Origin of the sequence: Phenylobacterium sp. (genome assembly GCF_036263695.1) — a bacterium.
Lineage (GTDB): Bacteria > Pseudomonadota > Alphaproteobacteria > Caulobacterales > Caulobacteraceae > Phenylobacterium.
Genome location: NZ_DATAGM010000263.1, coordinates 1 through 10,421 on the forward strand (window position 1 = coordinate 1; position 10,421 = coordinate 10,421).

General features: G+C 70.0%; 10 protein-coding genes and 1 other RNA gene. 10 read left to right on the plus strand and 1 reads right to left on the minus strand.

Translation table 11 applies throughout. From position 1 onward, the window contains the following. Both ilvN and VHK87_RS10595 read left to right on the plus strand, forming a co-directional pair. Positions 1-470, plus strand: a 470-nt coding sequence (gene ilvN / locus VHK87_RS10590; protein WP_329634864.1) for an acetolactate synthase small subunit, incomplete at its 5' end; no start/stop codon positions are given. 10 nt (positions 471-480) lie between these two features. After that, on the plus strand, positions 481-1,413 hold the full coding sequence (locus VHK87_RS10595) for a hypothetical protein (protein ID WP_329634865.1): 933 nt from the start codon (positions 481-483) through the stop codon (positions 1,411-1,413). Here VHK87_RS10595 and VHK87_RS10600 read toward each other — a convergent pair. After that, entirely contained in the window at positions 1,410-2,237 is an 828-nt protein-coding gene (locus VHK87_RS10600) for an SDR family NAD(P)-dependent oxidoreductase (protein ID WP_329634866.1), read from the minus strand. The two genes, VHK87_RS10595 and VHK87_RS10600, sit on opposite strands and share 4 nt — an antisense overlap. Before the next feature lie 106 nt (positions 2,238-2,343). Between VHK87_RS10600 and ssrA the strand changes: the two genes are divergently transcribed. The 8 genes from ssrA to VHK87_RS10640 all read left to right on the plus strand — a co-directional run. Further along, positions 2,344-2,703: a transfer-messenger RNA gene (gene ssrA, locus VHK87_RS10605) on the plus strand. Between the two features lie 127 nt (positions 2,704-2,830). Further along, positions 2,831-3,325 (plus strand): SspB family protein, encoded by a 495-nt coding sequence (locus tag VHK87_RS10610; protein ID WP_329634867.1) that lies wholly within the window; start codon positions 2,831-2,833, stop codon positions 3,323-3,325. A 7-nt stretch (positions 3,326-3,332) separates the two neighbouring features. Further along, a complete protein-coding gene (locus VHK87_RS10615; RefSeq protein ID WP_329634868.1) occupies positions 3,333-3,803 on the plus strand; it encodes a PaaI family thioesterase in 471 nt (156 codons plus the stop codon). Between the two features lie 6 nt (positions 3,804-3,809). Continuing rightward, the gene (locus VHK87_RS10620) at positions 3,810-4,577 is read left to right on the plus strand and encodes a C13 family peptidase (RefSeq protein ID WP_329634869.1); all 768 of its coding nucleotides are present in this window, start codon (positions 3,810-3,812) and stop codon (positions 4,575-4,577) included. A gap of 70 nt (positions 4,578-4,647) precedes the next feature. Continuing rightward, a complete protein-coding gene (locus VHK87_RS10625; protein WP_329634870.1) occupies positions 4,648-6,822 on the plus strand; it encodes a serine hydrolase domain-containing protein in 2,175 nt (724 codons plus the stop codon). A gap of 267 nt (positions 6,823-7,089) precedes the next feature. Beyond that, positions 7,090-7,728, plus strand: a complete 639-nt coding sequence (locus VHK87_RS10630; RefSeq protein ID WP_329634871.1) for an ankyrin repeat domain-containing protein — start codon at positions 7,090-7,092, stop codon at positions 7,726-7,728. Positions 7,729-7,937: 209 nt separating this feature from the next. Then, on the plus strand, positions 7,938-9,554 hold the full coding sequence (gene fliF / locus VHK87_RS10635; protein WP_329634872.1) for a flagellar basal-body MS-ring/collar protein FliF: 1,617 nt from the start codon (positions 7,938-7,940) through the stop codon (positions 9,552-9,554). A gap of 9 nt (positions 9,555-9,563) precedes the next feature. After that, on the plus strand, positions 9,564-10,421 hold an 858-nt coding region (locus VHK87_RS10640), incomplete at its 3' end, for a flagellar motor switch protein FliG (RefSeq protein WP_329634873.1).

Here is a 10,421-nt window from a genome sequence, read left to right on the forward strand (position 1 = left end):
TGGTGGACAACGAGCCGGGCGTGCTGCACCGGCTGGTCGGCCTGTTCGCGGCGCGCGGCTACAACATCGAGAGCCTGACCGTCGCCGAGACCGACCGGCGGGCCCACACCAGCCGGGTGACCATCGTCACCCGCGGCACGCCGCACGTGCTGGGCCAGATCGAGGCCCAGCTGGAGAAGATGGTCTCGGTCCGCGAGGTCCAGGACGTGACCCGCGACCCCAACGGCCTGGAGCGCGAGCTCGCCCTGGTGAAGGTGAAGAGCACGGGCTCCGAACGGGTCGAGGCGCTGCGGGTCTCCGACATCTTTCGCGCCCGGGTGATCGACACCACCCACGAGAGCTTCGTGTTCGAGGTTTCCGGCGCGCCCAACAAGATCGACGCCTTCGTGGAGCTGATGCGGCCGCTGGGGCTGGTGGAACTCTCGCGCACGGGCGTGCTTTCCATCACCCGGGGAGCTGAAGCGATGTGAGGAGGCGCCCATGGCCCGGCTCTTCGCCTATGCCCTGGCCCCGCTCCTGATCCTCGCCTCTTCCGCCGAGGCGCAATTCTTCGGCCGGCGCGCTGCGCAAGTCCTCGAGCCGGCGGGGCCCGTGCAGCCCTGGCCCTACCCCGCCCCTGACGCCAAGGACTGGTGGGACGGCGAATGGCCTGTGGCGGCCGAGGCCCTGGATCCGCTGGGCGGGCGGCGCGCCGGCCGGCGCGAGCGGATGACCGCCGTCGACAACGGGATCGACGCCACCCTCTACCGCCTGTGGGGCCTGCCGCCCCTGCAGTGGCAGGTGCTGCGTGGCGACGAGATGATCCTGGAGGTCTGGGTCCGCCCCTCCGGCAGCGTGCGCCAGATGGTGACCCGGGTGGTGGTCCGCCAAGACGGCAAAGCCTTCGTCCAGGCCCGGGCGGGGCTGGCCTGCTGCCAGCCGGGGATCGCCCGCCGGGTCGACATCAACGCCGAGCTGCCGGAAGGCTCCGCGGCCCAGCTGCAGGCGCTCAGGAACCACCAGATGTGGTCGGCGCCGCGGGAGGTGCGGGTGACCGAGGCCGAGGACACCGCCGACGCGATCTGCGTCGAGGGCACCGCGTACGACGTGACGCTGATGGTCCCAGGCCGGGCCGTCTCCCTGCGCCGGGCCTGCGACCGAGCCGAGATCGGCCAGGTGGCCGACGCGCTGGAGGCGGCGCTGAAGGGGGCGCTCGGCCAGGACACCCGCTTCGACGTGCTGTTCCCCAGGGGCGCCGACTTCGCCCGCGAGCGCACCGCCTACAACCAGCTGATCGAGAGCGGCGGCCGGCTGCAGGCCGCCCGCACCAACCGCGCCCAGGCCCCCAGCTTCACCCCCGAGCCGAACGTGGTCGAGGAAGGCGCGGCCGCCGCCCCGAACGCGGCGACCGGCGCGGCGGGGACGGAGCGCTAGGCGGTCATCGCCGCGACCCAGTTCTGCGGGTTCTCGGCGCGGAAGCGGTCCTTCAGCTCGGGCTGGGCGTAGCGCTCGACGATCTGGGCGTCGTTGAGCACCTGGCCGGTGATGGCCTCGGGCGTCGCGGCGGCCAGGATGATCGCCGCCTCCACATAGGAGTCCGGACGCGGCAGCTCAGGGCGGGCCTGGCCGCCGGGGCGCTGGGACTGCGGGCGCCCGAACAAGAGGCCCGGGGTCTCGATGGCCCCGACGGGCTTCATGGCGTTCACCGCGATGCCCTGGTCCTTGAGCTCACGGGCCAGGCCGATGGTCATGGACTCGATGGCGCGCTTGGTCGCCCCGTAGTGGGACCCGCCGGTGGCCGCGATCGAAGAGATGTTGATGATCGAGCCCGATTTCTGGGCCTGCATGGCCGGCAGGGCCGCGCGGATGCAGCGGAACGGCCCGTGGACATTGATGTTGAACTCCAGCTCCCAGGACTTGGGCTTGATGGTGGAGATGAAGCCGGCCGGCTGCACGGCGGCGTTGGTCATCAGCACGTCGATGCGGCCCCACTTGGCCAGGACCTGCTCGACCATCTGCTCGACGCTCTCCATGTCGGCGACGTTGCAGACCAGTGGCAGGGCCTCGCCGCCGGCCTCTTCGACCAGCCGGGCGGTGTCATAGATGGTGCCCGGCAGCCGCTCGTCGGTGACGTTCTCGGTGCGGGCGGCGACCACCACCTTGGCCCCCTCGCGGCCGTAGCCCACCGCGCAATATTGCCCCAGGCCGCGGCTCGCGCCGGTGATGATGCAGACCTTGCCGGCCAGACGTCCCGCCATCGTCGTCTCCTCCAAATGCTTTTGTCGTTGAATGGCCAAAGGCTAGCCCCGCGGCCGGGCGGCGCCAACGGCGAAGGCTTACGCGGCGACAGCTTTCGAGACGGAGGTTCTTCAAATGGAAACCCCGATCCCCTATATTGCTTTCTGTCCGGGCGACCGGACTATGGGGATAAACGCGCGCGTAATAAGCGGACTGGACCCGGGTGCGATTCCCGGCGGCTCCACCAATCTTCTTCCGGGTATCGCCGGAGCTGTGCGGGGCCGATCAGCATCGACAGACGTCTAAAGGCGTTGCTTTCTCCCGGCCTGACCCACCGTTTCGGGTCTTAATCTAACTGCGAACGATAACTTCGCTGAAGACATCCGCCTCGCCGCGTAAGCGGTGCGACGGTAGTCGACCTAAAGCCCTGGTGTCTTAGCAGCGCCAGGCGGGGCTCGGGGGCGCCTGGCAACAGAAGCCCCCACTTCCCTTCGGATATCGGGCCCTTCGGCCACGGGGCTGAAAAGTCCTTGCCGCACCGGGTCATCGCGCCTTGCGCGGGGCCGCGCAGACGCTACCTTTTGGGCGTACGTTTCCTCCCGCGGTGACACCGATGGCCCAAGAGCCTCCGGCTCAGGATTTGATGCATTACGAGGCTATGGCGCAGGAAGCCCTGCGCGGCGTCGTGAAGGCTGCCCTGAAGCGCGCCGCGGCCCCAGGCGGGCTGCCGGGCGCGCACCATTTCTACATCACCTTTAAGACCGACGCGCCGGGCGTCTCCGGCCCGCCGGACCTGCTGGCCAAGTACCCGGACGAGATGACCATCGTCCTGCAGCACCAGTACTGGGACCTCGCCCCCGGCGAGACCTTCTTCTCGGTGACGCTGCGGTTCGGCGGCCAGCCCAAGTGGCTCTCGATCCCCTACGCGGCGGTTACCCGCTTCTACGACCCGTCGGTGCAGTTCCTGCTGCAGTTCGAGCCGCCGCCCGCCGCGGCAGGCGAGCAGACCGACGCCATCGTACCTCCAGCGGCGGAGCCGCCGGACGGGGAGCCGCCTTCCGGCGAGCCGCCGAAGATCGTGTCGCTGGACAAGTTCCGGAAGAAATGAGGCCTGAATGACCGACGTCGCCTCGCAGGAGAGCGAAGCCCTCACCGACGAGGCGATTCTCCAGCGGTTCCTTAGGACCAAGAACCAGCCGACCGGCTCCCAGACCCTCGGCTTCAAGATGGTCGCCGTCAGCCAGGCGGAGAAGTCGGTCGAAGTGGAGTTCGAGGCCAAGCCCGAGCTGCTGCTCAACCCGATGAAGCAGATCCAGGGCGGCTATCTCTGCGCCATGCTGGACGAGTGCATGTCGGTGGCCTGCATGGTCGCCTCGGGGATGACCCACGTGGCGCCCACCGCCGAGATGAAGACCACCTTCCTGCGCCCGGCGGCGCCCGGGAAGATCCGCGGGATCGGCAAGGTCGTCCGCTGGGGCTCGCGGGTCGCGTTCACCGAAGGCGAGCTCTACGATCCGGAGGGCCGGCTCCTGGCCAAGGCCACCGGCACGGCCATTCCGACGCCCTTCCAGAGCTACAAGAAGTAGGCCGCCGTGCGCGGCGGGCTCGGCGCGCTGCTCCTCGCCCTGGCCCTGATCTGGGCCGGGCCCGCGCCGGCCGCGCCCTTCTCCGACTGGGCCGCCGTGGTCGTCGCCGGCGACTGGAAGGGCAGCGAAGGCGGCCCGACCGAGGCCTTCGACAACGCCCGCCGGGACGTCGCCCGGGCGCTGGTGCGGGCCGGGTTCGAGCCCGCCAGGATCGGCCAGTTCTCGGTGCGTCCCGGGCGCTACGCCGACACCCGTCCCCAGCCCTCCGAGCCCCGGCGCATCTACGAGACGCTTTCCGAACTCTCCGCTGCGGGCGCCGAAGGCTGTCTCTTCTACGTCTCCTCCCACGGCCTGCCGCAGGGCGTGGTGATCGGCGAGCGGATCGTCCCGCCGCCGGTGATGGCGAGCATGCTCGACCGGGCCTGCGGAAAGAAGCCGACCGTGGTGGTCATCTCGGCGTGCTTCTCGGGCGTGTTCGTGCCGCACCTGGCGGCGCCCAACCGGATGATCCTGACCGCGGCGCGCCGCGACCGCACCTCGTTCGGCTGCGGCGAGGCCGACCGCTACCCCTATTTCGACGAATGCTTCCTGCAGTCGATCGACCGCAGCGCGGGCTTCCCCGCCCTGGCGACGGCGGTGCGGCGGTGCGTGGCCGAGCGCGAGGTCAAGGAAGGGGCGAGCCCGCCCTCGGAGCCGCAGGTCTTCGTGGGGGCTGAGCTCAGTCCTGTGCTGCCGCTGCTGAGCTTCGCCGCACCAGCCGGGCGCGACAACTAGCCGGCCTTTGACCGGCGGGCGAAGCACCCTAGGGTCCGTCGCATCCCGCCGCCTCGATGGAATCCGCGCGATGCGTCCCCTCGTCAAAGCGGTTTTCACCGCGCTGTTCGCCGTCCTGTCGATCGCTCCGCCGGCTCCAGCCCAGCCGCTGCCGGAGGCCGCCGGTCCGGCGCCTGCGCCGTCCGCGCCTGTCGCCAGCGCGCCGGTCCCCAATCCGCCCGCGCCAAAGCTGCGCCCGCCGCGTCCGGCCGCCCGCCCGGCGGCCGCGCCCGCCGCTGGCCCCGCGCCGGCCGGCCCCGGGGCGGGCCTCGCCCCCGCCGCGGCGGCGCCGACCCTGCCCTCCGGCGCGCGGCTCGCGCCAGGCCAGCCGATCGCCCCGGCCGAGCTGGAGGCCTTCGTCGACGGGGTGGTGAAGCAGGCGATGGCCCGCGACCACATCGCCGGCGTCACCGTCTCGGTGGTGCAGAACGGCCAGATCGCCATGAAGAAGGGCTACGGCTACGCCGACTTGGCCAAGGGCCGGCGGGTCGATCCCGACCAGACCCTGTTCCGCATCGGCTCCATTTCCAAGACCTTCACTTGGATCGCCCTGATGCAGGAGGTCGAGGCCGGCCGCATCCGGCTCGACGCGCCGGTCAACCTCTACCTGCCCCAGCGGCTGCAGGTCCCCGACCAGGGCTTCGAGAACGAGGTCCTGGTGCGCCACCTTATGGACCACTCCGCCGGGTTCGAGGACCGCGCGCTGGGCCATCTGTTCGAGCAGCGTCCGGGCCGCGAACGGCCGCTGGCCACCTACCTCCAGCAGGAGCGGCCCAGCCGGGTCGCCGAGCCGGGCGCCCGCTCCAGCTACTCCAACTACGCCGTGGGCCTCGCCGGCGCGGCCGCATCGCACGTCTCGCAGACGCCGTTCGAGCGGCTGATCGAGGCGCGGATCACCGGGCCGCTGGCCCTGACCCGCACCACCTTCCGCGAGCCGCGGCCGACGCTGCAAGGCCTGCCCGCCCCGATGCCGGCGGCGCTCGCCCAGCACGTCAGCCAGCCCTACCGCTGGACGCCCACCGGCTTCGCGCCGCGCGAGTTCGAGTACATCGGCCACGTGGCGCCGGCCGGATCGGCCTCGTCCACCGCCGCCGACATGGCGCGCTACATGCAGATGATCCTGAACGGCGGGACGCTGGACGGCGCGGTCATCTACTCGCCGCGCACGGCCCAGCTGTTCCAAACGCCGCTGCGCCGCACTCCGGCCGGCATCAACGGCTGGACGCACGGCTTCATCCAGTACGCTCTGCCCGGCGGGATCACCGGCTACGGCCACGACGGGGCGACCCTCTCGTTCATGTCGAACATGACGCTCGCCCCGCAGCTGGGCCTGGGGATCTTCGTCAGCGCCAATACCGAGACCGGCGGGCGGCTGGTCCAGGACCTGGCCGACCAGGTGGTCCAGCAGTTCTATGTCGCGCCCGCGCCGCCGCCGCGGCCCGGCGTGCCGGCGCTCGCCGAGCAGGCGGAGCGGTTCGACGGCTACTATCTGGCCTCGCGCCGGGCGCACGGCGGCCTGGAAGGCTTCGTCATGCTCTTCCAGTCGGGCGCGCAGGTGCGGGTGACGCAGGACGGGCGGCTGATGCTAGCCGCTCCCGGCCTCGACGCCGCGCGCCTCTTCGTTCCGGAGGGCGACCCGGCCGCGGGCCGGTTTGTCTCCGTCACCGGCGAGGATCGGCTGCAGTTCGCGTTCCAGGACAGCCGGGCTGCGAGCCTGCAGACCAGCTCCAACGGCGCCCTCTTGGAGCGGGCGGGCTTGATGAAGCAGCCGCAGGTGCTGGCGCTGCTGGCCCTGCTGACCGCGCTGGCGGCGATCGCCACACTCGGCGGTATCATGCGGCGCATGCAGCGCGAGCACCGCGAGAGCACCGTCCAGGGCCGCGCCAGCCTAATCCAGAACACCCAGGCGCTGCTGTGGCTGGCGGCCCTGGCCCTGTTCGGCGTCTGGGCGACCCAGGCCAGCGACATCGCCAACGTCGTCTACAACTGGCCCGGCGCGACGCTGATCATCGCCTCGGCCTGCGCCCTGTTCGCCGCCGTTCTGACGGCGGTGACGGTCGTGCTGCTGCCGATCATCTGGCAAGGCGGGCGGCGGGTCGATTCGTGGTCGCCTGGCCGCAAGCTCGCCTTCACGCTCACGACGCTGATCTACGCCGCCTTCTCGGCCGTGCTGTTCAACTGGGGCGCCCTGTCGCCCTGGGGGTGAGATTGGATGAGAAAGGTGGTCGGGATGATGAGGCTCACGGGAAGGGCTCCTGGCGCCCTCGTCCTGGCGCTGCTTCTCCCGCTGGCCCCACACACCGCGGCGGCGAGCGAGTGGGAGGCCCGCAGTGCTCCCAAGGAAGCGGCCGCTGCGGCCCGTGACGGAGACTTCCGATTGGTTTGGGGCGCCACAATGGGCGGGAGTTGGCCGTTTGGCCTCGTTTGTAACGCCCCGGATACAGGACGGTGGGGCGGACGGCCGCTCGAACTGATGACCGTCACCTACAGCGACAATCCCGAGGATTGCGACAGTCCACGAGCTACGTGCGAATGGGACCGGTCGGTTGCATTGTATGGACATGCGTACAATCGCGTGCTGGCCGACCGGCACGAGTTTCCTCATCGCGACGTTTGCCGTCTGTTGACCAAGAGCGACTCTGTCGCGCCGCGCACGGACGAAGAGATGATCCTGTCGTCGGCGACACCGGTCCGAAAGGTGCGTGGACCAGTGCGCACGCTGCACGAGGCGGCGCGGCGAGGGACGACTTCTGAGATTCGCCGGATGATTCAGGCCGGCGCAGTCGTGGACGACGTGGATCCCTTTGGCTTCACGCCACTCGCCTGGGCAACAGCCAGGGGGCGAGAAGGAGCCGTCGACACTCTGCTCTCGGCTGGCGCAGACCCGCTCTCCGGCGTGAGTTACTTCAGAGCGAAAAGGACACCGCTCTGGCTGGCTATCCGGTTGGGCAGGAAGAGCGTTGTGGAGCGCATGCTGCGCGCCGGAATCATGGCCCGCATCCCGCTAGGCGAGCCTGCATTCGTAGAGGCAGCCATGGCCTCAGGCGATCCCGAGATACTGGCAGGCGTTCTTGCCGGCGCCGAAAGCTCCGCCGTCACCGCCCCGGACTGAAGAACACGGGAAGCACGGCGGTCTCGCACCGGCTGCTTCCTAAACATCTCACCTGGCGCTGCGTGTTGGAAGGGCGAGGTCGGCTGCGGCGAGACGTCCCCCGGTTAAGCCACTTCTTAAACAAGTCGTTTACCATGGACTGGGTAAAAGCTGCCTAGCGGTGGGCAGAGTCAGTGCTCCCTCCGCGTTCGGGGGAAGGGGCGCAGGGTTTGAATCCGCTATCGGGGGCGATTCAGCGATTCGGCATCGGGCGGCTGGCGGCGATCCTGGGGATCGGGGCCGGCGTCGCCGCGGTGCTCGTGGCGCTGTCGCTGGGCCTGCGCGAGCCCAAGGCGCTGCTGTATTCCAATCTCGACCTGAAGGAGGCCGGGTCCATCACCCAGGCCCTCGACCAAGCCGGGGTGAAGTATGAACTCAAGGGTGACGGCTCGACCGTCATGGTCCCGCGCGATGAGGTCGCAGCCACCCGCCTGATGCTGTCGAGCAAGGGGCTGCCGACCTCCGGCTCCGTCGGCTACGAGATCTTCGACGAGGCCAATGCGCTGGGCCAGACCGACTTCGTCCAGCAGCTGAACAAGCAGCGCGCCCTGGAAGGCGAGCTGGCCCGCACCATCATGAGCCTGGACGGGGTGACTTCGGCCCGCGTTCACCTGGTTCTCCCCAAGCGCCAGCTGTTCGAGGAAGAATCCGAGCAACCGTCGGCCTCGGTGACCATCGCCGTCGGCGGCCGCGAGCCGACGCCGGACCAGGTCCGCGCCGTGCAGAACCTGATCGCCGGCGCCGTTCCGAACCTGAAGCCCGAGCGGGTCACCGTCGTCGATCAGCACGCAAAGACCCTGTCCGGCGGGCAGGAAGGCTTCGCCGGCGCCGCCGCGGACGATCGCAAGAGCGAGATCGAGCAGCGCATCGCCAAGACCGTGAAGGGCCTGGTGGAAGGCGTCGTCGGCCCCGGCAAGAGCCGCGTGAACGTCACCGCCGAGCTCGACCTGGCCAAGGTCACGGTCCAGCAGGAGACCTTCGACCCCGACGGCCAGGTGGTCCGCTCCGAGCAGACCGTCGAGGAAACCGCCGCCGAGAACCAGGCCGACGAGAACGGCGCCGTCACCGCCTCGGCGAACATCCCCGGCGGGGCCGGCGACTTCGGCGAGGCGACCAACAGCTCCAACTCCGGCCGCTCGGAATCGACCACCAACTACGAGATCAGCAAGACCTTGCGCACCGAGGTGAAGGAGCCCGGCGAGCTGAAGCGGATCTCGGTGGCCGTGGCCGTGGACGGCGCCACCGCCGCCGGCGCGAACGGCCAGCCCGGCGCCTACACGCCCCGCTCGGCCGAGGAGATGCAGCGCATCGAGCAGCTGGTCCGCGCCGCGGTCGGCTTCGACGCGGATCGCGGCGACCAGGTGACGGTCGTCAACGTCCGCTTCCCCTCCACCGCCGAGGCCGGCGGCACCGAGGCGGCCAATCCGCTGATGGGCTTCGACAAGAACGACATCATCCGGGCGGTCGAACTGGCCGTCCTCGGCCTCGTCGCCCTGCTGATGATCTTCTTCGTGGCCCGCCCGCTGGTGAAGGGCGTGACCTCCGGCCAGGCCTCCGGCGGCTTTCTGACCGCGAGCGCGCCGGCCGGCGGCGGACAGCGGATGGTGGCGGCCGAGCCGGGCGAGCCCCTGGCCTTGGCCGGGCCCGAGCATGACAACGGGATCGATATCGCCCGCATCGAGGGCCAGGTGAAGGCGAGCTCGGTCAAGCGCGTCGCCGAATTCGTCGACCGCCACCCGGAGGAGAGCGTCTCCATCCTCCGCGGCTGGCTCCATGACACAGCGTAAGGGTACGGCATGAGCACGCGCGCCAAGGTCATCAGCGACCCGACCCGCCTGTCCGGGCCGGAGAAGGCGGCGGTGGTCCTGCTCGCCCTCGGCGAGGACCACACCGCGATCTGGGAATCCCTCGACGAGGAGGAGATCAAGGAGGTCTCCCAGGCGATGGCGAGCCTGGGCACCGTCTCCTCCACCGCGGTCGAGGAGCTGCTGGTCGAGTTCGTCGCCGGCCTGTCCGGCGGCGGGGCCCTGATGGGCAGCTTCGAGCAGACCCAGCGCCTGCTGGCGGCCGTCATGCCGCCGGAGAAGGTGGAAGCCCTGATGGAGGAGATCCGCGGCCCCGCGGGTCGGACCATGTGGGACAAGCTCGGCAACGTGAACGAGGCGGTGCTCGCCAACTACCTGAAGAACGAATACCCGCAGACCGTCGCCGTCGTGCTGTCCAAGGTGAAGAGCGAGCACGCCGCGCGGGTGCTGGCCGCCCTGCCCGAGGACTTCGCCCTGGAGTGCGTCATGCGCATGCTGCGTATGGAGCCGGTGCAGCGGGAGATCCTCGACAAGATCGAGCAGACCCTGCGCACCGAGTTCATGTCCAACCTGGCCCGCACCTCGAAGCGCGACAGCCACGAGATGATGGCCGACATCTTCAACGCCTTCGACCGGCAGACCGAGGCCCGCTTCATCGCCGCCCTGGAGGAGCGCAACCGCGAGAGCGCCGAGCGGATCCGGGCCCTGATGTTCGTCTTCGAGGACCTGTCGAAGCTGGATCCGGGCGGGGTCCAGACCCTGCTGCGGTCGGTGGACAAGGATCAGCTGGCGCTGGCGCTGAAGGGCTCCTCCGACGCCCTGCGCGAGATGTTCTTCTCCAACATGTCC

Excerpts from the sequence above, each read along its gene's own strand:
- VHK87_RS10595 (WP_329634865.1), top strand. The coding sequence starts at position 481 with ATGGCCCGGCTCTTCGCCTATGCCCTGGCCCCGCTCCTGATCCTCGCC.
- VHK87_RS10600 (WP_329634866.1), bottom strand. The coding sequence starts at position 2,237 with ATGGCGGGACGTCTGGCCGGCAAGGTCTGCATCATCACCGGCGCGAGC.
- VHK87_RS10610 (WP_329634867.1), top strand. The coding sequence starts at position 2,831 with ATGGCCCAAGAGCCTCCGGCTCAGGATTTGATGCATTACGAGGCTATG.
- VHK87_RS10615 (WP_329634868.1), top strand. The coding sequence starts at position 3,333 with ATGACCGACGTCGCCTCGCAGGAGAGCGAAGCCCTCACCGACGAGGCG.
- VHK87_RS10625 (WP_329634870.1), top strand. The coding sequence starts at position 4,648 with ATGCGTCCCCTCGTCAAAGCGGTTTTCACCGCGCTGTTCGCCGTCCTG.
- VHK87_RS10630 (WP_329634871.1), top strand. The coding sequence starts at position 7,090 with ATGACCGTCACCTACAGCGACAATCCCGAGGATTGCGACAGTCCACGA.